Source organism: Streptomyces sp. UG1, from assembly GCF_049974585.1.
In the GTDB taxonomy this organism is placed as follows: domain Bacteria; phylum Actinomycetota; class Actinomycetes; order Streptomycetales; family Streptomycetaceae; genus Streptomyces.
On record NZ_JBNGGG010000017.1, the window covers coordinates 43,017 to 65,332 of the forward strand.

At 71.2% G+C, this 22,316-nt stretch carries 17 protein-coding genes and 1 pseudogene; 7 read left to right on the forward strand and 11 right to left on the reverse strand.

The annotated features are described in order from the left end of the window. Positions 1-157: 157 nt before the first annotated feature. The 10 genes from ACP4J3_RS20155 to rsmI form a co-directional block, all read right to left on the reverse strand. Positions 158-2,056 (reverse strand): PQQ-binding-like beta-propeller repeat protein, encoded by a 1,899-nt coding sequence (locus tag ACP4J3_RS20155; protein ID WP_426536282.1) that lies wholly within the window; start codon positions 2,054-2,056, stop codon positions 158-160. 92 nt (positions 2,057-2,148) lie between these two features. Beyond that, positions 2,149-3,963: a PQQ-binding-like beta-propeller repeat protein gene (locus ACP4J3_RS20160; protein ID WP_426536284.1), complete on the reverse strand. Its 1,815-nt coding sequence runs from the start codon at positions 3,961-3,963 to the stop codon at positions 2,149-2,151. Positions 3,964-4,278: 315 nt separating this feature from the next. After that, positions 4,279-6,087 (reverse strand): ABC-F family ATP-binding cassette domain-containing protein, encoded by a 1,809-nt coding sequence (locus ACP4J3_RS20165; RefSeq protein WP_426536286.1) that lies wholly within the window; start codon positions 6,085-6,087, stop codon positions 4,279-4,281. Between the two features lie 134 nt (positions 6,088-6,221). Then, on the reverse strand, positions 6,222-7,346 hold the full coding sequence (locus tag ACP4J3_RS20170; RefSeq protein ID WP_426536288.1) for a peptidoglycan recognition protein family protein: 1,125 nt from the start codon (positions 7,344-7,346) through the stop codon (positions 6,222-6,224). A gap of 167 nt (positions 7,347-7,513) precedes the next feature. Continuing rightward, positions 7,514-8,431 (reverse strand): 4-(cytidine 5'-diphospho)-2-C-methyl-D-erythritol kinase, encoded by a 918-nt coding sequence (locus ACP4J3_RS20175; RefSeq protein ID WP_426536290.1) that lies wholly within the window; start codon positions 8,429-8,431, stop codon positions 7,514-7,516. Then, positions 8,432-9,316 carry a 16S rRNA (adenine(1518)-N(6)/adenine(1519)-N(6))-dimethyltransferase RsmA gene (gene rsmA, locus ACP4J3_RS20180; RefSeq protein ID WP_426536292.1) on the reverse strand — a complete coding sequence of 295 codons (885 nt, stop codon included), beginning with the start codon at positions 9,314-9,316 and terminating at the stop codon, positions 8,432-8,434. A 46-nt stretch (positions 9,317-9,362) separates the two neighbouring features. Then, a complete protein-coding gene (locus tag ACP4J3_RS20185) occupies positions 9,363-10,748 on the reverse strand; it encodes a ubiquitin-like domain-containing protein (protein WP_426536294.1) in 1,386 nt (461 codons plus the stop codon). Positions 10,749-10,888: 140 nt separating this feature from the next. Beyond that, positions 10,889-11,770: a TatD family hydrolase gene (locus ACP4J3_RS20190; protein WP_426536296.1), complete on the reverse strand. Its 882-nt coding sequence runs from the start codon at positions 11,768-11,770 to the stop codon at positions 10,889-10,891. Between the two features lie 47 nt (positions 11,771-11,817). Beyond that, the gene (locus tag ACP4J3_RS20195) at positions 11,818-12,228 is read right to left on the reverse strand and encodes a hypothetical protein (RefSeq protein WP_426536298.1); all 411 of its coding nucleotides are present in this window, start codon (positions 12,226-12,228) and stop codon (positions 11,818-11,820) included. Positions 12,229-12,418: 190 nt separating this feature from the next. Then, positions 12,419-13,267 carry a 16S rRNA (cytidine(1402)-2'-O)-methyltransferase gene (rsmI, locus tag ACP4J3_RS20200; protein ID WP_426536300.1) on the reverse strand — a complete coding sequence of 283 codons (849 nt, stop codon included), beginning with the start codon at positions 13,265-13,267 and terminating at the stop codon, positions 12,419-12,421. Positions 13,268-13,329: 62 nt separating this feature from the next. Between rsmI and ACP4J3_RS20205 the strand changes: the two genes are divergently transcribed. From ACP4J3_RS20205 to ACP4J3_RS20215, 3 genes are all read left to right on the forward strand, one after another. Continuing rightward, positions 13,330-15,081 carry a dolichyl-phosphate-mannose--protein mannosyltransferase gene (locus tag ACP4J3_RS20205; RefSeq protein ID WP_426536302.1) on the forward strand — a complete coding sequence of 584 codons (1,752 nt, stop codon included), beginning with the start codon at positions 13,330-13,332 and terminating at the stop codon, positions 15,079-15,081. A gap of 98 nt (positions 15,082-15,179) precedes the next feature. Beyond that, complete coding sequence (locus tag ACP4J3_RS20210) at positions 15,180-16,817, forward strand: penicillin-binding transpeptidase domain-containing protein (RefSeq protein ID WP_426536304.1); 1,638 nt, start codon at positions 15,180-15,182, stop codon at positions 16,815-16,817. A 103-nt stretch (positions 16,818-16,920) separates the two neighbouring features. Next, positions 16,921-18,597, forward strand: coding sequence for a penicillin-binding transpeptidase domain-containing protein (locus tag ACP4J3_RS20215; RefSeq protein WP_426536306.1), 1,677 nt, complete (start codon positions 16,921-16,923; stop codon positions 18,595-18,597). A gap of 3 nt (positions 18,598-18,600) precedes the next feature. Here the strand turns inward: ACP4J3_RS20215 and ACP4J3_RS20220 are convergent, their stop codons facing one another. Then, positions 18,601-18,960 carry an SsgA family sporulation/cell division regulator gene (locus ACP4J3_RS20220; RefSeq protein WP_426536308.1) on the reverse strand — a complete coding sequence of 120 codons (360 nt, stop codon included), beginning with the start codon at positions 18,958-18,960 and terminating at the stop codon, positions 18,601-18,603. Positions 18,961-19,109: 149 nt separating this feature from the next. On the opposite strand from ACP4J3_RS20220, the gene ACP4J3_RS20225 reads away from it, so the two are divergent. From ACP4J3_RS20225 to ACP4J3_RS20240, 4 genes and pseudogenes are all read left to right on the forward strand, one after another. Then, on the forward strand, positions 19,110-20,162 hold the full coding sequence (locus ACP4J3_RS20225) for an energy-coupling factor ABC transporter permease (RefSeq protein ID WP_426536310.1): 1,053 nt from the start codon (positions 19,110-19,112) through the stop codon (positions 20,160-20,162). Between the two features lie 4 nt (positions 20,163-20,166). Then, a complete protein-coding gene (gene cbiQ, locus ACP4J3_RS20230; protein WP_426536312.1) occupies positions 20,167-20,928 on the forward strand; it encodes a cobalt ECF transporter T component CbiQ in 762 nt (253 codons plus the stop codon). Further along, positions 20,916-21,674 carry an energy-coupling factor ABC transporter ATP-binding protein gene (locus ACP4J3_RS20235; RefSeq protein WP_426536314.1) on the forward strand — a complete coding sequence of 253 codons (759 nt, stop codon included), beginning with the start codon at positions 20,916-20,918 and terminating at the stop codon, positions 21,672-21,674. The genes cbiQ and ACP4J3_RS20235 overlap by 13 nt, the downstream gene beginning before the upstream one ends. Beyond that, positions 21,671-22,117, forward strand: a pseudogene (locus ACP4J3_RS20240) (MarR family winged helix-turn-helix transcriptional regulator); the annotation flags it as partial. The gene ACP4J3_RS20235 and the pseudogene ACP4J3_RS20240, both read left to right, overlap by 4 nt. Positions 22,118-22,316 lie beyond the last annotated feature (199 nt).

Consider the following 22,316-nt stretch of genomic DNA (forward strand, 5'->3'; position numbering starts at 1 on the left):
CCGGAAGCTACACGCTTGTTCGACATTGCGCTCCCCCTACCGGCGAGAAGTGCCCCGGAACGGCGGATTTTCTGGCTTTCCGCGCATTCGACAGCGTTGAGGCAGTACGGAGTACGGAAAAGGGGGGTGCAGCGAAACCGCTGATCGCCCCCGCCCGTCAACCCGTCGCACCGAACGCGATCACATGCGCCTTCCGAGTGTCCGAACTCCCCAGCTCACTCGCGAACTTGGCTGCCATGTACAGACGCCCCCGCGAGTACAGAATCTCGGCGTAGTCCGGCGACATCCGCGTCTCCGCGTCCCGCACCGTCTTCGTCGCCGGATTCTCCAGCAGCTTCGTCTGCTCGAAGCTGCCGCCGTCGATGCTGACGATCTGCCCGCCCTTGTCGTACGGCGGACGCTTGTACGCGATCACATTGCCGCCGTCCATGCGCAGCGGCGAGATCGTGTACCGGTCACCCGCGTCCGCACGCTGCCCGGTCTGCTTGCCGGTGGCGAGGTCGAAGGCCACGATCTCGTTGGTCCGGCCGTACTCGCCACCGCCGGCGTGCTGTTCGGTCTCCACATAGAGCCGGTCGTTGCCCACCACGACGCCCGTGCACGCCTCGATCGTGGTGACACCGGAGCAGCGGGCCGCGAACCGGTCGCCCGGCACGGAGATACGGATGCGCAGCTTGCCGGTCTTGTTGTCGATCGAGAAGACGTCCGTGATGCCGACGGCGTCCTTGGACTGGCCCAGCTCGGCGGCCACGACCAGCGGCTCGGTGGAGACGACGCTGGCGTACTCGACGCCCGCGGCCATCTTGTACTCGGAGATCACCTTCCCGGTCTTCGGGTCGATGGTCTGGATGTTCAACTGGGGCTGGTCGTAGGTGCCGCACTTACGGACGACGGCCATCTTGGGACCGCCCGCGTACCCGAGGTCGTAGCAACTGTCGTCGGTCTTCGGGACCCACAGCGGCTTGCCGGACTCGATCTCCCACGCCGCGCCGCCGCTGGTGCCGCCGGCCGCGACCGTGCCCCCGCTGACGGTGACGTTGTCGTACCGGATCTCGCCGTTCTTGCCCTTGGCGGTCTTGGTCCACAGCTTCTTGCCGGCGTCGAGGTCGATCGCCGCGATCTGGGAGCAGCCGTGCGAGGGCTTGTCCTCGGTCGGCATCGCGGGCTCGAACGCGACGGCCGTGACGTGGTCCTCGGTCATGTGCTTGCTGGCCTGGCAGACCGGGCCGGGCAGCTTGACCGTCCACAGCTTGCTGCCCTTGTCGGGGTCGTAGCCGACGATCTCCGCGACGCCGCTCTTGACGTACGCCTTGTCGGTCAGCCACGAGCCGGGCACGGAGATGCTGGTGTCGTCGTCCACGTTGGGCGCCGGGACCTGGAAGAGGACCTGGGAGGCGGTGTTCGAGGGCACCTTCTCCGTGCCGTCGGGGGCGTCGAAGCCGCCGCCCCCCTCGCCGTCGTCGCCACCGCCGGTGCCGCCGCTGGAGCTGGCGGTGTCGTCCTTGGCGCCGTCGTCACCGGATTTCGCGTACCACACGCCACCGCCGATGATCAGGGCGATCGCCACGACGGCGGCCGCCACGATGACGGCGAGCTGCGAGCCGGACCGACCGCCCCCGCCGGCGCCCTGGCCGGGCTGGGGGTGCATCGGCACGGTCTGCTGCGGATAGCCGTAGCCGGGCGGCTGGGCGTACGGATTCTGCGGCTGTCCGTAGGGGGCGGCGGGCTGCTGAGCGGGGTAGCCGTACCCGGGCGGGGTCGCGGGGGGTCCCTGCGGTGTCTGGGGTGCTTGCGGTGCCTCGGGGTAGCCGTACCCGGGCGGACTCGCAGCGGGTCCCTGCGGTGCCTGAGGTGGCTGCGGTGCCTGGGGATACCCGTATCCGGGCTGCGGCGTCGGCGGACCCTGCGGCGGCTGCGGTGGTTGCTGGGGCTGCTGCGGGGGCTGCTGGGGTGCGCCGAAGCCGCCGCCCCCCTGCTGCTGGGGCGGCTGGTCCTGCGGCGGGCCGAACCCGCCCGGCGGGGGCTGGTTGGGCGGCGGAGGCGGCGGCTGGGTCATGGCGTGGGTACCTCAAGGGAGGGGACGACGGGCGGCGCGGCGGAGACGAGACGAGACGGGGACGACGGCAGGGACGGCGGCCTGCGCACGCCTCACTTGCCGAAGGCGAGCATCAGCTTCTCCTTGGCTTCGTCATTGCCGCTGAGCCGGGTGCTGGAGAGGTAGAAGCGCCCGTCGGCCCAGGCGTACGCCTTGGAGAAGAAGCCGTTCTCGATCCTCGCGACGCTCGCCGGGTTCTGGAGCAGCTTGGTGGGCTGGTGGTTGCTCCCGGTGGCCGGGATCGACACGACCTGGCCGCCCGCGTCGTACGACGGCTGGACGTACGCGACGAGCTTGCCGTCCTCGACCTCGATCGGCAGCATCGACTCCTCGGCCGGGGACTTCACCCGCCACTTCTCCTTGCCGGTGGCGAGGTCGATGGCGACGATCTCGTTGGCGCTGCTGATCGCCTTGGTCGGCATGTAGAGCGTGTTCGCGTCGGCGACCACGCCGGAGCAGCCCGTGAGGTCACGCTGCAGGATGGCCCAGCCGCACTCGGCGCCGATGTCGAGGTCGACGTTGACCTGCGAGCGGATCTTGCCGGAGGAGTCGAACGTGGAGATGTTCCACGCCTTCTTCTCCTTGTTGGTGCCGTAGATGACCAGCGGGTCCAGGGAGAAGACGCGCGCGACCCGCCAGCCCTTGTCGAACCGCATGGTCCACTTCGCCTTGCCGGTCGCCGGGTCGAGCTCCTGCACCTCGTCGTGCTCGTTGGAGCCGGAGGCGTCGCAGGACGCGACGGAGATGAGCTTGTCGCCGCCCGCGAAGGCGGCGGGGAAGCACTTGTCGCCGTACCGCGTCTTGTCCCACAGCTTCTCGCCGCTGTCGACGTCGTACGCCGTGCCGGACTGTGAGCGGCCCACCATCAGCGTCTTGCCCGTGATGGACAGTTCGACCTTGAGCGTGCTGTCGAACAGACCGCCCTTGGCGACACTGGCCTTCCAGCCCTTCTCGCCGGTGTCGAGGTCGACCTGCTGGAGCTGGTCGCACTTGGCGCGGTCGCTGCTGCCGTTCATGTACGCGACGACGATCTTGCCGCTCGACGACTGGTCCTTGGTGGCCGCGCAGATCTTCTCCGGGAAGGAGATCGGGTCCCAGGCGTTCTCGCCGTCGGCGACGTTGTAGGCGAAGAGCTGCTTGTACGCCGCCTTCACAGCGGTCTTGTCGGTGATCCACATGCCGGGCGCGTCCGCGCCGGACTTGGGCGCGTCCGGCGCCGGCTTGTACCAGAGCACCTTCGACTCGCCCGACTGGCGGCCCGCGTTGAGGTTCTCCGGGTCGGCGCCGCCCTTGCTGCCGCCGCCATCGGAGCCGGACGGGGACGCGGAGCCCTTGGGGTCGTCGGTCTGCTGGGCGACGGGCTTGTCGTCCTTGTCGTCGCCGCCGCTGGTCACCGCGTACACGGTGCCCCCGATGACGACCAGCGCCGCGACGGCGGCACCGATGGCGAGGGCGGGCTTGCCCTTGAAGGGGTTGCGCGAGCCGGAGCCGGGCGCGCCCGGGTACTGCGGCTGGGGCGGATAGCCGTAACCCTGGGCGGGCTGCTGGCCGTAGGGGCCGGGCTGCTGCGGATAGCCGTACGGCCCCGGCTGCTGCGGGGGTTGGCCGTACGGCCCCGGCTGCTGAGGCTGAGCGTATGGCCCCGGCTGGGCCGGCGGCTGCTGCGGGTACCCGTAGCCGGGCTGCGGGGCGCCGGACGGCGGGCCCTGCGGGGGCGGCGGGGTCTGCGGCGGGCCCTGGGGCGGCGGGGGTGTCTGCGGGGCGTCCTGCGGCGGGGGCGGGGTCTGCGGCGCCCCGAAGCCACCCTGCCTCGGATCCTGCGGTGCGCCGAATCCGCCCTGCGGCGGCTGGTTGGGCGGCTGGCTCATGAGCGGTTCCCCCTTGAGACCGGTGTGGTGCCACGTTCCGTGCCGTCGCGTTTCCGCCACACCGGCGTTTCTCAGACTGTTCTCAGCCGGCCCTTTCTATCACCCACCACCGACACCCCACCGGGCCCCATCTCCCCCTGTTCCCAAGGGAGGACCGCCCCGTGACGCCCCCGTTATGCACCTTCACACCCTCTTCACGCGGTGCGCAGAAGCGCCCTAAAGGGGCGCGGGGAACTGCGCGACAAGCCACAACGGACCCGCAGTCAAACAACGACCAACCGCGGCACCCCCCTCACGGCCCTCCCAGCGGAGCGCCTACGCCTCCTCGGCAAGTTCCAGCCACCGCAACTCCAGTTCATCCCGCTGCCCGGCCAGATCCCGCAGCTCCGTGTCGAGTTCGGCGACCTTCGCGAAGTCGGTCGCGTGCTCGGCGATCTGCGCGTGCAGCTTGGTCTCGCGCTCGGAGATCTTGTCGAGCTGTCGCTCGATCTTCTGCAACTCCTTCTTGGCGGCGCGCAGATCGGCCGCGCTTCGCTCCGGTACGGCCTTCTCGGCGGCCGGAGTGGCCGCCGCCGCGGCGACCTGGGCCTCCATGCGGTGGCGGCGCTCCAGGTACTCGTCGATGCCGCGCGGCAGCATCCGCAGGGTGGCGTCGCCGAGCAGCGCGAACACGCGGTCCGTGGTGCGCTCGATGAAGAACCGGTCGTGGGAGATGACGATCATCGAGCCCGGCCAGCCGTCGAGGACGTCCTCGAGCTGGGTGAGGGTCTCGATGTCGAGGTCGTTGGTGGGCTCGTCGAGGAAGAGGACGTTGGGCTCGTCCATGAGCAGCCGCAGCAGTTGCAGCCTGCGCCGCTCACCGCCGGACAGGTCGCCCACCGGCGTCCACTGCTTCTCCTTGCCGAAGCCGAACGTCTCGCAGAGCTGCCCGGCGGTCATCTCACGCCCCTTGCCGAGGTCGACGCGCTCGCGCACCCGCTGAACGGCTTCCAGCACCCGCCAGTCGGGGTCGAGTTCGTCGACCTCCTGGGACAGATAGGCCAGCTTGACGGTCTTTCCGACGGCGATCCGCCCACCGGCCGGCTGCGCCTCGCCCTCGGTCCTGGCCGCCTCGGCCATGGCGCGCAGCAGCGATGTCTTCCCGGCCCCGTTGACGCCGACGAGACCGACCCGGTCGCCGGGTCCGAGCTGCCAGGTCAGATGCTTGAGCAGCACCTTGGGCCCGGCCTGGACGGTCACGTCCTCCAGGTCGAACACCGTCTTCCCCAGCCGCGACGACGCGAACTTCATCAGCTCGCTGCTGTCCCGGGGCGGCGGCACGTCCTTGATGAGCTCGTTGGCCGCCTCGACCCTGAAGCGCGGCTTGGACGTGCGCGCGGGCGCGCCGCGGCGCAGCCAGGCCAGCTCCTTGCGGACGAGGTTCTGCCGCTTGACCTCCTCGGTGGCGGCGATGCGCTCGCGCTCGGCGCGCGCGAAGACGTAGTCGGAGTAGCCGCCCTCGTACTCGTAGACGTCGCCGCGCTGGACGTCCCACATGCGGGTGCAGACCTGGTCGAGGAACCAGCGGTCGTGCGTGACGCACACGAGTGCCGAGCGCCGCTCGCGCAGGTGCTGGGCGAGCCAGGCGATGCCCTCGACGTCGAGGTGGTTGGTGGGCTCGTCGAGGACGATCAGGTCCTGTTCGTCGATGAGCAGCTTGGCGAGCGCGATACGGCGCCGCTCGCCGCCGGAGAGGGGGCCGATGACGGTGTCGAGGCCCTGCGGGAACCCGGGCAGGTCGAGCCCGCCGAAGAGCCCGGTCAGTACGTCTCTGATCTTGGCGTTGCCGGCCCACTCGTGGTCGGCCAGGTCCCGGATGACCTCGTGGCGGACGGTGGCCTCGGGGTCGAGCGAATCGTGCTGGGTGAGCACGCCGAGGCGCAGGCCGCCGGAGTGGGTGACCCGGCCGGTGTCGGCCTCCTCCAGCTTGGCCAGCATCCGGATCAGGGTCGTCTTGCCGTCGCCGTTGCGACCCACGACGCCGATGCGGTCGCCCTCACAGACGCCGAGCGACACGCCGTCGAGCAGGGCACGGGTGCCGTACACCTTGCTGACGTTCTCGACATTGACGAGGTTGACGGCCATTTCTCTCCTGCCCAGGGGGACGATCGACCCTCCAGGGTAGTCGCGCCCACCGACAGACCTTCACGCCCTGCGGGTCTTCGGACACACGTGTGCCCCGGGGACCCCCTGTCCTCCCCGGGGCGGCGTGCTCGGTGTCAGCGGCGGGCGGCGGCCGCCGTGCGGACCTCACCGAGGAGGTCGTACATGACCTGGCCGGGGCATGTGGTGTCGAAGTAGTCCCGATGCCCGCCGATGGTGTTCGTGTCCTTCTTCGTGCCGTTGACGGGGTTGGTGTACGTCACCTTCGCCTGCGGGTCGAGGCCCTTGAGGCGGCATATCACCTTGATCAGCCGGATCAGGGAAGCCTTGGCCGCATCCGTGGGGCCCTGCTCCGTGAGGGTGCCGATCAGCGCGATGCCCAGGGCGCCGGAGTTGTAGCCCACGGAGTGGAAGCCGGTGACGAGGTCGCCGTCGGAGTTGAAGGCGGGGATGCCGTCGTCGCCGGAGTAGCGGCCCTCGTAGACCGTGCCCGCCTCGTCGATGAGGAAGTGGTAGCCGATGTCGCCCCAGTCGTTGGTGATCGCGTGGTACTCGTAGATCGCGCGCACCGTCGCGGCCGGGTCGGGGTCGTCGTTCGGCGTATCGGTGTGGTGGACCGTGATGACCTGCAGCGGGTAGTACTGCTCCGGCGAGTTGACCGAGCCGTCCTCCTTGAACCGCTTGGACTCGTCGGCGCCCCAGGCCGGGCGCGAGAGGTAGCCGACGCCGCGCACGCGCGTGGGCTCGCTCGGCACGTGGTAGGTGCGGTCGGGTCCGTCGGTGGTGTCGATCGCGAGCGAGTGGACGCCGTTGACGTCGCCCGGTGCCTTCACCGAGTACGCGGTGGCGCTGTCGGCGGCGACCAGGGCCGTGCCGCCGTCCTCGACGGCCGCGCAGCCGCTCGCCAGGGTCTGCCAGTCGCCGTCGGCGAGCCGGATGGCGGCGCCGCCCTTCGCTCCGGACCAGCGGACACCGACGTAGGAGGCGGCGAAGGCGGTGGTGGCCTCGCCGGTGCCGGTGGCGGCCTTGGTCCGGGTGGCCGGGAACTTCTCCGGCGTCGTGCCGGAATCGCCGGTGCCGGACGCGGAGTTGTCGCTCTCGCCGGAGTCGCCGGCCGCGAACACCATCGGCGTGATCGCGGCCCCGGCGGCCACCGCGCCGCCGGCGGCGATCACGCCACGGCGGGACAGGGAGCGCTTTCTGCGGTGGGACGGCTGTGCGGGGGTGGGGGATTCGGACACGGAGGTGTCCCCTTCCAGAAGTGCACTTGACGGTGCGTCGGCGCACGTGGGGGCCAGACGCTTGAATCGTCAAGCGACCTTAACCGTCCCACCCGTCCCACGTGTACTGCGATCGCAGTACATCCGTGTGGAGATCGAGCGAAGAACTCGTACTTGTGAGTTTGGAATTACGCTCCGCCGCCCCGCACCACCGTCGCGCCCTGCGCGGGCCCCGACGCCGTGCGCACCGCGCGGCAGGTGCCGGACGCGCGCAGGGCCTCGGTCACCTTCGCCGCCGCCTCGGGGTCGCGCACGAGGAACGCCGTGGTCGGGCCCGAGCCCGAGACGAGCGCCGTCAGCGCGCCCGCGGCGAGTCCGGCGGCGAGGGTGTCGGCGAGTTCCGGGAAGAGGGAGAGGGCCGCGGGCTGGAGGTCGTTGGAGACGGCGGCGGCGAGCGCGTGGGCGTCGCCCTTGGCGAGGGCGTCGAGCAGCGGCCGGGAGGCGACGGGTTCGGGGATGTCGGTGCCCTCGCCCAGCCGGTCGAACTCACGGAAGACGGCGGGGGTGGACAGGCCCCGCCCGGCCATCGCGAACACCCAGTGGAAGGTGCCGCCCACGTCGAGCACGCGCAGCTTCTCGCCCCGTCCGGTGCCGAGGGCCGCGCCGCCGACCAGGCTGAACGGCACATCGCTGCCCAACTCGGCGCAGATGTCGAGCAGTTCCTCGCGGGAGGCGCCGGTGCCCCACAGCGCGTCGCACGCCAGCAGCGCGCCCGCGCCGTCCGCACTGCCGCCCGCCATACCGCCGGCGACCGGGATGTCCTTGGCGATGTGCAGGTGCACGTCGGGGGTACGGCCGTAGCGCGCGGCGAGCGCCTCGGCGGCGCGGGCGGCGAGGTTCGTACGGTCCAGGGGCACCTGGTCGGCGTCGGCACCGGCGCAGGTGACGCGCGGTCCGTCCGGCGAGGGCGTGACGGTGACCTCGTCGTACAGGCCGACGGCGAGGAAGACGTTGGCCAGGTCGTGGAACCCGTCGGGCCGGGCGGCGCCCACCGCGAGCTGGACGTTGACCTTGGCGGGGACGCGGACGGTGACGCTCGCGCTCACTTACTCGGACTCCTTGTCCTGGGCGGCTTCCTTGTGCTCGGCGATGCGCGCGAACTCCTCGACGGTCAGGGCCTCGCCGCGCGCCTGCGGGGAGACTCCGGCCGCGACGAGTGCCGCCTCGGCGGCCGGCGCCGAACCCGCCCAGCCCGCGAGCGCGGCGCGCAGCGTCTTGCGGCGCTGGGCGAAGGCGGCGTCGACGACGGCGAAGACCTCGCGCTTGGCGGCGGTGGTCTTGACCGGCTCGGTGCGCCGGGTCAGGGCGACCAGCCCGCTGTCGACGTTCGGCGCGGGCCAGAAGACACTGCGTCCGATCGCACCGGCCCGCTTGACCTCGGCGTACCAGTTGGCCTTCACGGACGGCACGCCGTACACCTTCGAGCCGGGTGCGGCGGCGAGGCGGTCGGCGACCTCCGACTGCACCATGACGAGGGTGCGTTCGATGCTCGGGAAGGTGTCGAGCATGTGGAGCAGGACCGGGACGGCCACGTTGTAGGGGAGGTTCGCCACCAGCGCGGTGGGCGGCGGGCCCGGCAGCTCAGTGACGTGCATCGCGTCGGAGTGCACCAGCGCGAAGCGGTCGGCGCGCTCGGGCATGCGGGCGGCGATCGTGGACGGGAGCGCGGCGGCCAGTACGTCGTCGATCTCGACGGCGGTGACGCGGTCGGCCACCTCCAGCAGGGCGAGGGTGAGGGAGCCGAGCCCCGGGCCGATCTCGACGACCACGTCGTCGGGGCGGACCTCAGCGGTGCGGACGATGCGGCGGACCGTGTTCGCGTCGATCACGAAGTTCTGGCCGCGCTGCTTGGTGGGGCGCACGCCGAGGGCTGCCGCGAGCTCTCGGACGTCGGCGGGGCCCAGGAGGGCGTCGGGGGAGGGGCTGCTCACCCGACAAGGGTACGGGGCGCCGCCGACATGCCCGCCGACCAGGCACTCACCTGTGCAGCCGCCCCCCGCAGTGCGGCCAGGGACTGGTCCCCTGCCGCACGTACAGCTTCTTCGCGCGCATCGTCTGTTCCGCCGGCGGGGCGTCCTGCGGCCGGCCCTTGCCGCCGAGGTCCCGCCAGGTCCGCGTGTCGAACTGGTACAGCCCGCCGTACGTCCCGGACGAGTCCACCGCGTCGGCCCGGCCCCCGGACTCGCACGCCGCCAGCCCGTCCCAGTTGAGCTGCCCGGCACCGTCCACGGACGTCGGCAGGGGCTTGGTGCCCACCTTCACGATCTGCGTCTGCGGCTCGCGCACCACCTCGGACTTGATCCGGCGCGGCTTCTGCTTGACGCCGTTGACCGTGCGCAGGGAGTACGTGATCCGCCGCAGCCCCGCGCGCCCCGCCCGGTCGACGATTTCCGTGCCCTTGAAGACCGAGGGATCGTCGACGCGCTCCGTGGCGAACGGGATCGCCTCGTCGCGGATCTCCTTGCGGCCGGTGATCCTCAGGACGGTGACCGTCTGCCCGTCGCGCGGAAAGCTGTCCAGGGGGACGGAGGTGGTGTCCTGGCCGCGCAGGGTGATCCCCGCCTGCTCCACGACCTCGTTCACGGTCGCGGCGTTGGTGCGGATGGTGCGGGCCAGGCCGTCCGCCATGACCGTCACGGCCCGCTCGGTGCGCACATCCAGCGCGAGCCCTTCACGCCCGATGCGCCGGGAGCGCGGGACCGACAGATACGCGCCCTCGGCACGCACCCCCATCTGGGCGAGCGCCTCCTCCACCGTGTGCGCCGTCGTCCACACCTCGCGCTTGTGGCCGTCGATCGTGAGCCGCACGGGGCGCCCGTAGCGGACCGCGACCTCGTCCCCGTTGGCGAGCCCCGTGTCGGGAGGCGGCGCGACCTCGTCGTGCACCCCGACCTCGACGCCCTCGTCGTCGAGCAGTTCGGTGACGTCGTCGGCGAAGGTGTGCAGGCTGCGCGGCTTGCCGTCGACGCTCAGCTCGATCCCCTTGTCCTTGGCGACGAAGGCGCTGGTCCCGCCCGCGAGGAACGCGACGACCAGCGCCTGCGGGACGAGCCGGCGCATGGTCCCGTCGCCCCGCTCGGCCGCACGCGCCCTGCGCCGGTGCGCGGCCCGGCGTCCGCTCCTGGGGCGCACCACGGGCGTGTGCGCCGTCTCGGAGATCTCGTACGCCGGCCGGTAGGTGTCGTCGTGCTTCGCGTACGCCCCGCGCGTCTCGTACCCGGTTCCGTAACTGTCCGTACGCACCTCATACGGCCTCGGCACCCCGTACGCCAGCGTCTGGGCGCCGTACGGGTCGAAGCCGCCGTACGGCGGGGGCTCGTGGGCCCGGCTCGGGCCGTACGTCTCGAACTGCGCGTTGCTCACGACGACACGCTCCAGCGAGGGGTCCGATTCGGGCCCCCAGAACCTAGCGGAGCGTCCGTGACTCTCCAAAGCGACGCGACTACACAGCGTCGCCGTCGATCCGGGATGGTCCCTCGGGAGCGTGATCCCTTGGTTATCGCTCAGTAACCGAAGGCCTGTGCCGTGTTCGAGCCGAGGGCCGCCGCCAGCGCGTCCTCCTCGATCCCCCGTACGGACGCCATGGCGCGCACCGTGACCGGAATGAGATACGGCGCATTGGGCCGTCCGCGGTACGGCACCGGCGCGAGGAAGGGCGCGTCCGTCTCCACCAGGAGCAGCTCCAGCGGCGCCACCGCCACCGCGTCCCGCAGGTTCTGGGCGTTCTTGAAGGTGACGTTGCCGGCGAAGGACATGAAGTACCCGGCGCGGGCGCACACCTTGGCCATCTCCGCGTCGCCGGAGTAGCAGTGGAAGACGGTCCGCTCGGGCGCGCCCTCCTCCTTCAGGACGCGCAGCACGTCCTCGTGGGCGTCGCGGTCGTGGATGACCAGGGTCTTCCCGTGCCGCTTGGCGATTTCAACATGCGCCCGGAAGGACGCCTCCTGCGCCTGTTTGCCCTCGGGCCCGGTGCGGAAGTAGTCGAGGCCGGTCTCGCCGACGCCCTTGACCTCGGGGAGTGCGGCCAGGCGGTCGATCTCCGCGAGCGCCTCGTCGAGCGCCCCCGCGCCCCCGGGCTCGCGCGCCCCCTGCCTCGACCAGCCGTCCGGATCCCCGTGCACGATGCGCGGCGCCTCGTTCGGGTGCAGCGCGACGGTCGCGTGCACGGCGTCGTACGCCGCGGCCGTCTCGGCCGCCCACTGCGAGCCCCGTACGTCACAGCCCACCTGCACGACGGACGTCACCCCCACCGACGCCGCCTTCGCCAGGGCCTCCTCCACCGTGCCCGACTGCATGTCGAGGTGGGTGTGCGAGTCGGCGACCGGCACCCGGAGCGGTTCCGGGAGCGGCGGGGCGGCGTGCTTGTCGGCGGCGTTCGAAGGCATGCCCCGATCCTACGAAAGGGGCATGCCACAGGGTCCTGCCGCCCGGCTCAGCTCGCCTTGCGCTGGAAGACGTGCAGCAGGTCGGCCAGGTGCCAGTGGTGCGGCTGCTTCGGCGCCGTGCCGTCGGCCGGTACCGAGGGCACCTCCACCGGGCCCGCCGACGGCACCCGATGCTGCCGGTGCACCGCGTCGCGCACCGACGCCACCCGGCCCGGCCGCATGATCCGTACGACGTGGTTGTCGCAGTTGGGACACGTGGGCCGGCTCAGCGGCGACGGCACGACCTGGCCGTCGGCCACGTACATCACGAACTCGCGGCCCTCACCGTCCACGTGGTGCTCTATCTCGTACGACTGCTCCCAGCCGTGCCCGCAGCGCATGCAGGCGAAGGAGTACGACTCGTTCACGACGGCGGTCGCCCCGTTGCGAAGGCCGGTCTGCCCTGTGATCTCGCTCATGCCAGCTCCTGTAGTCCGCTGGTGGGGCGGTTCGCGCCCCACAACTCAGTGGACTCCTCGCCAGGAGTGAACGCACGCCATCTGTCCAGTATTGGCGCCGACTTGGACGTTCCTTGCCGAAAGGGCCGGGTCGCTTTACCTCGGCATGGGGCGCGCGCTCATGCGATAGACACCCTGCTCACACGGCGTTTCACGCCCCCGCGTTCTTGGCCGCCACCACGGCGTCGAAGACCTCGCGCTTGGGCACCCCGGCCGCCGCCGCCACCGCCGCGATGGCCTCCTTGCGCCGCTCCCCCGCCTCTTCGCGGACGCGAACCCGGCGCACCAGCTCAGCGGCGTCGACCTCCTCGGCCCCCTTCTGGGGCGCCCCCTCGACGACGACGGTGATCTCCCCGCGCACCCCCTGCGCGGCCCACTGCGCCAGCTCCCCCAGCCCGCCGCGCCTGACCTCCTCGTACGTCTTGGTCAGCTCCCGGCACACGGCGGCCCGCCGCTCACCGCCGAACACCTCGGCCATCGCGGCGAGGGTGTCGTCGAGCCGGTGCGGGGCCTCGAAGTAGACCAGCGTGCGCCGCTCCCCGGCCACCTCCCTCAGCCGCGACAGCCGCTCCCCCGCCTTGCGCGGCAGGAACCCCTCGAAGCAGAACCGGTCGACCGGCAGCCCGGACAGCGCGAGCGCGGTCAGCACGGCGGACGGGCCGGGTACGGCGGTGACGCGGATGTCCTGCTCCACCGCCGCCGCGACCAGCCGGTACCCGGGGTCGGACACGGACGGCATCCCCGCGTCGGTCACCAGCAGCACCCGTGAGCCCTCCCGGAGCGCCTCGACCAGTTCGGGCGTACGGGCCGACTCGTTGCCCTCGAAGTACGACACGACCCGCCCGGCCGGCTGCACGCCCAGCGCCTGGGTGAGGCGCTTGAGCCGGCGGGTGTCCTCGGCGGCGATCACATCCGCACCGGCCAGCTCCTCGACCAGCCGGGGCGGGGCGTCCTTGACGTCGCCGATGGGGGTGCCTGCCAAAACAAGGGTTCCTGTCACGTTTCCATCCTCGCAGGGCGCATCCACGCGACTGTCACAGACGTGTTCCCTACGATGGCGCGGTGACCAGTACAGCGTCGTCGGTGGACTCCACGGACATCCGGCGGGGCCAGGCCCCGCACGAGCAGCGGCCGTCGTGGCAGCAGCGGCTGCGCCGTTTCGGCTACACGGCGTCGCCCAGAAGCGATGTGCGTGACCGGCTCGTGCCGCCGTACGTCCAGCCCAGCCCGCGGATGTGGCAGTTCCTCGGCGTCTCGCAACCGCTCGCCGAGCGCATCGCGCGCTTCTCGGGCTGGGGCGGTCCCCTGCTGGTCACGCTGCTGGCCGGGGTCCTGCGGTTCTGGAACCTGGGCAGCCCGAAGGCGGTGATATTCGACGAGACGTACTACGCCAAGGACGCCTGGGCGCTGGTCCACCGCGGTTTCGAGGTCGGCTGGGACAAGAACGCCAACGACCTGGTCCTGAAGCTGGGCGACCAGGTGCAGATCCCGACCGACGCGGCGTACGTCGTGCATCCGCCGGTCGGCAAGTACGTCATCGGCCTCGGCGAGCTGATGTTCGGCTTCAACCCGTTCGGCTGGCGCTTCATGACGGCGCTGCTGGGCACCCTCGCCGTCCTGATGCTGTGCCGCATCGGCCGCCGTATCTTCCGCTCCACGTTCCTGGGCTGTCTGGCCGGCACCCTGATGGCGGTGGACGGGCTGGCCTTCGTGATGGCACGCACCTCGCTGCTCGACGGGGTGCTGATGTTCTTCGTGCTGGCGGCGTTCGGCTGTCTGGTCCTCGACCGGGACCGGACCCGGGCGAAGCTCGCCGCCGCGCTGCCGGCCGACGCCGACGGCCGGGTCCGCCCCGACGCGCACATCGCCCAGACCCTGCGCCTGGGATGGCGCCCCTGGCGCTGGGCGGCCGGCCTGATGCTGGGTCTGGCCATCGGCACCAAGTGGAACGGCCTGTACTTCCTGGTCGCCTTCGGCCTGCTGACGGTGGTGTGGGACATCGGCGCCCGCCGGGTCGCCGGCGCCCGCCACCCGTACGAGGCGGTGCTCAGGCACGACCTGGGCCTGGCCTTCCTGGCGACGGTGCCGGTGGCGATCGTCACCTACATCGCGTCGTGGACCGGCTGGATCCTCTCCCCCACCGACGGCAGCGGCGGCTACTACCGCGACTGGGCGACCGCGAACGGCCGCACCAGCAGTTGGTCCTGGCTGTTCCCCGACTGGTGGCTGAGCCTGTGGCACTACGAGTCCCAGGTGTACGACTTCCATGTCGGCCTGTCGTCCCCGCACACCTACCAGTCCAACCCGTGGAGCTGGCTCGTCGTCGGCCGCCCGGTGTCGTACTTCTACGAGTCCCCCGCGCCCGGCAGGGACGGCTGCCCCGCCGACGCGGGCGAGAAGTGCGCCCGCGAGGTGCTGGCCCTGGGCACCCCGCTGCTGTGGTGGGTGGCCGCCTTCGCGGTGCTGTACATCCTGTGGCGCTGGCTCTTCCGCCGCGACTGGCGCGCCGGCGCCATCGCCTGCGCCGTCGTGGCCGGCTACCTCCCCTGGTTCCTCTACCAGGAACGCACCATCTTCTTCTTCTACGCCATCGTCTTCCTGCCCTTCCTCTGCCTGGCCGTCGCCATGCTCCTCGGCGCGATCATCGGCCCACCGGGCTCCAGTGACACCCGCCGGGTCGCGGGCGCGACGGGCGCGGGCGTGCTGGTGCTCCTGATCGCCTGGAACTTCATCTACTTCTGGCCCATCTACACGGGCACGGCGATCCCGATCGACGACTGGCGGTCACGGATGTGGCTGGACACCTGGGTGTAGGCCAAGAATCGGTCACACATTCGGACACCAAAAGGAAACAAGTCCCCCAGGTTTCCCTCATGTCACTTACAGTTCGGTGGACATAACGGGGAGGGGACATGTCCAAGGGGGTCAAGGCCGCCGTCATAGGCGGCGTGTTCGCGGTCATGGTGGGCGGTGCCGGATACGGCGCCTACAACATCATGTCCGCGCTGAACGGCGGAGGGGCGACGGGTGCCGCGGGGCCGGCGCCGGCCCGGACCGGTCCGCCGAGCGCCGACGAGGTCGAGGAGACCACGACCAAGTTCTTCACGGCCTGGGAGAAGGGCGAGGCCGCGCAGGCCTCGACGTACACGAACAACGACGCGGCCGCCGAGGCCGTGCTGTCCTCCTACAGCGAGAACGCCCACATCACCGGCGTGAAGATCACGCCCGGCAAGGCCAGTGGCGCCACCGTGCCCTACACGGTCAACGCCAAGGTGTCCCACGACGGCAAGTCCAAGGCGCTGTCCTACAAGAGCGAGCTGACCGTCGTACGCGGGAAGACCACCGGGCGGGCCCTCGTCGACTGGCAGCCGACCGTGATCCACCCGCAGCTCAGGCGGGGCGACACCCTCGTCACCGGCGAGGCGGCGAACCCGCCCATCGAGGCCGTCGACCGCGACGGCACCGTGCTGACGAAGGAGAAGTACCCCTCGCTCGGCCCGGTCCTGGACACGCTGCGCGAGAGATACGGCGACAAGGCCGGCGGCGAGCCCGGCATCGAGCTGTCGATCCGGCGCGCCGACGAGTCACCGGACACCTCGCTGCTGACCCTGGCCAAGGGCGAGCCGGGCAAGCTGAGGACGACGCTCAGCGCGAGCGTGCAGGCGGCGGCCGAGAAGGCCGTGAAGACGTACGCCGAGTCCTCCGTGGTGGCCCTCAAGCCGAGCACCGGCGAGGTGCTGGCCGTGGCCAACCACCGCAAGGACGCCTTCAACGCGGCCTTCGAGGGACGGGTCGCGCCCGGCTCCACGATGAAGATCATCACCGCGGCGATGCTCATCGACAACGGCGTGACCACGATGAACGGCCCGGCGCCCTGCCCGCCCACGGCCACCTGGCAGAGCCAGACCTTCAAGAACCTCACGGGCCTGCGGCCCGACGAGAGCGCGAACGCCACGCTGGCCAACGGCTTCCTGCGCTCCTGCAACACCGCCTTCATCAAGCTCGTCGACGAGAAACCGCTCACGGACGCCTCGCTGACGACGGAGGCCGAGGAGCGGTTCGGGCTGGGCCGCGGCGACTGGAAGACCGGTATCAGCTCCTTCGACGGCAGCGTCCCGCCATCGCCCGGCCCGGACCGCGCCGCCAACGCCATCGGCCAGGGCAAGGTCGAGATGAACCCGCTGAACATGGCGTCGGTCACCGCCACCGCGATCACCGGCGAGTTCCGCCAGCCGTATCTCGTCTCGCCCGACCTCGACGGCCGCCAACTGGCCACCGCCAAGGGGCTGCCGTCCAGCACCGCCGCCCAGCTCAAGCAGATGATGCGGCTGACCGCGACGCAGGGCACAGCGGCCCCGGCCATGTCCCGCCTCGGCGGTGACATCGGCGCCAAGACCGGTTCCGCCGAGGTCGACGGACAGGCCACCTCCGACAGTTGGTTCACCGGCTTCCGCGGCGATGTGGCGGCCGCGGCCATGACCGAGGAGGGCGGCCACGGCGGCGACGCGGCGGGGCCGATTGTCGCAGCCGTGCTACGAGCGTCCGGCTGAACTTATCCCCCGCGGCACGGGACTCTAGGGTGGTCGTCGTCGTTGGTATGCGAGAGGTCGGCGGGGCGGCGGGGGCCCCTGAATCGCGAGGGAACGGAAAGCAGTGGGCAACAGAAGGCGCGTCGCCGAGCGACGGAAGACCAACCCCGCCGTGCTCGGCGGGATGATCGCCGTGGTCCTCGGCGGCGCCGGGCTCGGCGGCTACGCCCTGCTCGGCAGCGGCGCGGCCGCCGAGAACACCGGGTCGTCGTCGAGCAGCGACCAGAAGGCCAAGGCGGTCAAGACCGGGCCGCTGTCCGCGACCGAGGTCACCACCGCGGCCCGGGACTTCCTCACCGCCTGGCAGCAGGGCAAGGTGACCGAGGCGGCCGCCGCCACGGACGACACGGCGGCCGCGCAGGCCCTGCTGACCGGCTACACCAAGGACGCCCACATCAAGGACGTCACCCTGACCGCCGGCACCCGCACCGGCGCGAAGGTCCCCTTCGCCGTGAAGGCGACGGTGTCGTACAAGGGCACCACCAAGCCGCTGGCGTACGACAGCTCCCTCACCGTCGTGCGGCGCGCCGAGGACGGGAAGCCGCTGGTCCAGTGGCACTCCGCGGTCGTCCACCCCGATCTGAAGGACGGCGACACCCTGGTCACCGGCGAGTCCGGCACCCCGCCGGTCAAGGCCCTCGACCGGGACGGCGGCGAGCTGACGGTGAAGGCGTACCCGTCGCTGGGCTCGGTCCTGGACAGCCTGCGCGAGAAGTACGGCGAGAAGGCCGGCGGCAAGGCGGGCGTCGAGCTCCAGGTGGTCCGGGGCGAGGAGTCCAAGAAGGCCGAGCTGTCCGACAAGACCCTGCTGGAGCTGAGCAAGGGCACCCCGGGCACCGTGAAGACGACGCTGAGCCCTGCGCTGCAGGCCGCCGCGGAGAAGCAGGTGGCGGCGAAGTCGAAGGCCTCGGTCGCCGTGGTGCGCCCCTCGACCGGCGAGATCCTGGCGGTCGCGAACTCCTCGCACGGCTTCAACACCGCGTTCCAGGGCTCCCTCGCGCCGGGCTCCACGATGAAGGTCGTCACCGCCTCGATGCTGATCGAGAAGGGCCTGGCGTCGGCGGACAAGCCGCACCCCTGCCCGAAGTACTTCACCTACGGGCACTGGAAGTTCCAGAACGACGACAAGTTCGAGATCAAGAACGGCACCTTCAAGGCCAGCTTCGCACGCTCCTGCAACACCGCCTTCATCAGCCAGGCGCCCGAGCTGGACGACGACAGCCTCACCAAGCAGGCCCAGCAGGTCTTCGGCCTCTCCCTGAACAACTGGTCCGTCGGCGTCTCCACCTTCGACGGCTCCGTCCCGGTCCAGTCGCAGGCCCAGATGGGGGCCTCGCTCATCGGGCAGGGCGGGGTGCGGATGAACCCGCTGAACATGGCGTCGGTCTCGGCGACCGTGAAGGCGGGCACCTTCAAGCAGCCGTACCTGGTCTCCCCCGAGGTCGACGGACGTCAGCTGGCGACGGCGTCCCGCACGATGTCCGCGTCCACGCTGTCCCAGCTGCGCGACCTGATGTCGTACACCGCCGCCTACGGCACGGCGGCCGAGGCGATGTCCGGGGTCACCGGCGACGTCGGCGCCAAGACCGGCTCGGCGGAGGTCGACGGCCAGAAGAAGCCCAACGGCTGGTTCACCGCGTACCGGGGCGACCTGGCGGCAGCGGGCGTGGTCCAGGCGGCCGGCCACGGCGGGGAGACCGCGGGCCCGATCGTCGCGGCGCTGCTGAAGATGGGCGGCTGAGGCTCAGCGGCCGACGGGTGCGGCGGCCAGGTATGTCCGCCGCAGGAACCTCATCAGGGCCTTCGACTCGAACTGCACCACCGAAACCCCCTGCGCGGAGTGGAACTCCACCACGGCCTGCACCCGGCCGCACGGCCACACCCGTATCTCCCCGCTCCCCGCGGGGGCCCGCAGACCCTGTTCCAGCAGGGAGCGGGAGAAGGTCCACTCGTGTGCCTCGCGCCCGGGCAGCCGGACCCGCACCGCGCGCGGATCGGTCTCGGGGTCGTACCGCAGGATCACCGGCACCGCGTCCTGTTCCTCGGCCAAGAGGTCGGCGTCCGTGACGATATGGGCTCGCGCGTACTGTTCGACTACAGACATCGGACGGCCCCTTACACTGCGTGACCTGAGCGAAGGCTGCGCCTCCGCTCCCCCTCCAATGTCGCATATCTTGCGAAAAGCGCCCATCGACTCACGGACAAGCTCCTCGCTCTTGCAAGTGGTTCGCATTAAGCCACTATCATCGAACGGTGCACGTACCTGACGGATTCATAGACGCCCCCACGTCGGTGGCGACCGGCGTGGTCGCCGCCGCCGCCATCGCCGTGAGCCTGCGCGGCGCGCGCCGTGAGCTCGACGAGCGGACGGCGCCGCTGGCCGGACTGGTGGCGGCGTTCATCTTCGCCGTGCAGATGCTGAACTTCCCCGTCGCGGCGGGGACCAGCGGCCATCTGCTCGGCGGGGCGCTCGCGGCGATACTCGTCGGCCCCTGCACAGGGGTGCTGTGCGTCTCGGTCGTCCTGCTCATGCAGGGCATCCTGTTCGCGGACGGCGGCCTGACCGCCCTCGGCGTGAACATCACCAACATGGCGATCGTCACGACGGTCGTCGCCTACGCCGCCTTCCGCGGCCTGGTGAAGATCCTGCCCCGCGGCCGCAGGTCGATCACCGTGGCCTCCTTCGTCGCCGCCGTGCTGTCCGTGCCGGCCGCCGCGCTGGCCTTCACCCTGATGTACGCGGTCGGCGGCACCACCGACGTCTCGATCGGCAAGGTCGCCACCGCCATGGTCGGCGTGCACATCCTGATCGGCATCGGCGAGGCCACCATCACCGCGCTGACCGTCGGCGCCGTCATCGCCGTACGCCCGGACCTCGTCTACGGCGCCCGTGATCTGCGGCAGCGGCTGAAGCTGCGAGTGGGCGGCGAGCTGGTCGACGCGCCCGCCGCCGAGCCGGCCGCCGCCCCGGTCGCCGCCCGCTCCTCCCGCAAGGTGTGGGCCGTGGGCCTGGTCACCTCCCTCGTCCTCGCCGGGTTCGTCAGCTTCTACGCCTCCGCCGACCCGGACGGCCTGGAGAAGGTCGCCGCCGACCACGGCATCGACAAGAAGACCGAGGAGCACGACGCGGCCGACTCCCCGCTCGCCGACTACGGCGTCAAGGACATCACCGACGCGCGCCTGTCCGGCGGCCTCGCGGGGGTGATCGGTGTGGGCGTGACCGTGGTCGCGGGCACCGGCGTCTTCTGGGCGGTGCGCAGGCGCCGTACGGCCGACGCGTCGCCCACCGCCGTAGAGAACGTCTGACGGCATGGGCGCCGGGCACGCGCACAGGCTCTACCGGCACGGGCACTCGCCCGTGCACGCCCTGCCGCCGCACACCAAGCTCGCCGCGACGTTCGCGTTCGTGGTGGTCGTGGTGTCGACGCCGCGCGAGGCGATGTGGGCGTTCGGCCTGTACGCCGTACTGCTCGCGTGCGTCGCGTACGTCGCCCGCGTGCCCGCCGGGTTCCTGCTCAAGCGGCTGCTGATCGAGGTGCCGTTCGTCGCGTTCGCGGTGCTGATGCCGTTCGTGGCGGAGGGCGAGCGGGTCGAGGTGCTGGGGCTGTCGCTGAGCGTCAGCGGACTGTGGGGCGCGTGGAACGTGCTCGCGAAGGGCACGCTCGGCGTCGCCGCCTCCGTCCTGCTCGCCTCCACCACCGAGCTGCGCGAACTGCTCCTCGGCCTCCAGCGGCTCAAGCTGCCGCCGCTGCTCGTGCAGATCGCGTCCTTCATGATCCGCTACGGCGATGTCATCGCCGACGAGATGCGGCGGATGCGCATCGCCCGGGAGTCGCGCGGCTTCGAGGCGAAGGGCGTGCGCCACTGGGGCGTGCTCGCGAAGTCGGCGGGGGCGCTGTTCATCCGGTCCTACGAGCGCGGCGAGCGGGTGCACCTTGCCATGATCAGCCGCGGGTACGCCGGTTCGATGCCGGTGATCGACGAGGTGACCGCGTCCCGGGCGCAGTGGTCGTACGCCCTCGCGCTCCCCTTCACCGCCCTTGTCGTCTGTCTGCTGGGATGGGTGCTGTGACTGCTTCCCTGGAGGTCTCCGGCCTCGCCTTCGCCTACCCCGACGGCCATCAGGCCCTGTTCGGCGTGGACTTCACGATCGCGCGCGGCGAACGGGTCGCGCTGCTCGGGCCGAACGGCGCCGGCAAGACGACGCTCGTGCTGCATCTCAACGGCATCCTGACCGGCGGCGCCGGCACGGTGAAGGTCGCCGGGCTGCCCGTCGGCAGGCAGCACATGGCCGAGGTCCGGCGCCGGGTCGGGATCGTGTTCCAGGACCCGGACGACCAGCTCTTCATGCCGACGGTCCGTGAGGACGTCGCGTTCGGGCCGGCGGCGGCCGGGCTGAAGGGCGCCGAACTTCAGGAGCGGGTCGACCGTGCACTCGCGCGGGTCGGCATGGCTCAGTTCAAGGACCGTCCGCCGCACCACCTCTCCTTCGGGCAGCGGCGCCGGGTCGCGGTGGCGACGGTGCTGGCGATGGAGCCGGAGATCCTGGTCCTGGACGAGCCGTCCTCCAACCTCGACCCCGCCTCCCGCCGTGAACTGGCCGACATCCTGCGCTCGTTGGACGTGACGGTCCTGATGGTCACGCACGACCTGCCGTACGCCCTCGAGCTGTGCCCGCGCTCCCTCGTCCTCAGCGAGGGCGTGATCGCGGCGGACGGCAAGACCGGCGAACTCCTCGCGGACGACGAGCTGATGCGCGCCCATCGGCTGGAGCTGCCGTTCGGCTTCGATCCGCGCTCCGTGACAATGGGCGCGTGACGGAACAAGAGGACGCAGGGTCGCTGTCTCTGGACGATCAGCTCTGCTTCGCGCTGTACGCCGCCCAGCGCGCGGTGACGGCCGCGTACCGCCCGCTTCTCGACGAGCTGGGCCTCACCTACCCGCAGTACCTCGTGCTGTTGGCCCTGTGGGAGCGCGGCGAGATGCCGGTCAAGGAGCTGGCGGCGGCCCTGCGGCTCGACTACGGCACCGTCTCCCCGCTGCTCAAACGGCTGGAGGCGGCGGGGCTGCTGCGGCGGGAGCGGTCGGCGCGGGACGAGCGGTCGGTGCTCGTCGCGGTCACCGGGGAGGGCGAGCGGCTGCGGGAGCGCGCGAAGTGCGTGCCGGGCGCGCTGCTCGCGGAGACCGGGCTCGACGAGCCGGAGGTCGCCCGGTTGCGCGAGGAGCTGTGGCGGCTGGCATACAGGGCGAGCACGGCGGCCGAGTGTTCATACACTCGTTCGACACTCCGCCCTGAAGCGTGGCAATGGTGCGCCTCCCGGGTACAGGGGCCCATAGATCGCAGCAACACGGCTAGAGTCGGCTTGTCCGACAACAGAGTTGTCGGAACTACCGCCGGACGGGCGGGAAGTCAAGCCTGTGGAGACCTTGTCAGACCGCCCTCGGGCGGCAGAGGCCGTT

What these genes read in the sequence shown, in the direction of transcription:
- ACP4J3_RS20190 (WP_426536296.1), bottom strand. Translation starts at nt 11,770, where the DNA reads ATGCCTTCGAACGCCGCCGACAAGCACGCCGCCCCGCCGCTCCCGGAA.
- ACP4J3_RS20165 (WP_426536286.1), bottom strand. Translation starts at nt 6,087, where the DNA reads ATGGCCGTCAACCTCGTCAATGTCGAGAACGTCAGCAAGGTGTACGGC.
- ACP4J3_RS20235 (WP_426536314.1), top strand. Translation starts at nt 20,916, where the DNA reads ATGGGTGCTGTGACTGCTTCCCTGGAGGTCTCCGGCCTCGCCTTCGCC.
- ACP4J3_RS20155 (WP_426536282.1), bottom strand. Translation starts at nt 2,056, where the DNA reads ATGACCCAGCCGCCGCCTCCGCCGCCCAACCAGCCCCCGCCGGGCGGG.
- ACP4J3_RS20220 (WP_426536308.1), bottom strand. Translation starts at nt 18,960, where the DNA reads ATGTCTGTAGTCGAACAGTACGCGCGAGCCCATATCGTCACGGACGCC.
- ACP4J3_RS20160 (WP_426536284.1), bottom strand. Translation starts at nt 3,963, where the DNA reads ATGAGCCAGCCGCCCAACCAGCCGCCGCAGGGCGGATTCGGCGCACCG.
- ACP4J3_RS20195 (WP_426536298.1), bottom strand. Translation starts at nt 12,228, where the DNA reads ATGAGCGAGATCACAGGGCAGACCGGCCTTCGCAACGGGGCGACCGCC.
- cbiQ (WP_426536312.1), top strand. Translation starts at nt 20,167, where the DNA reads ATGGGCGCCGGGCACGCGCACAGGCTCTACCGGCACGGGCACTCGCCC.
- ACP4J3_RS20210 (WP_426536304.1), top strand. Translation starts at nt 15,180, where the DNA reads ATGTCCAAGGGGGTCAAGGCCGCCGTCATAGGCGGCGTGTTCGCGGTC.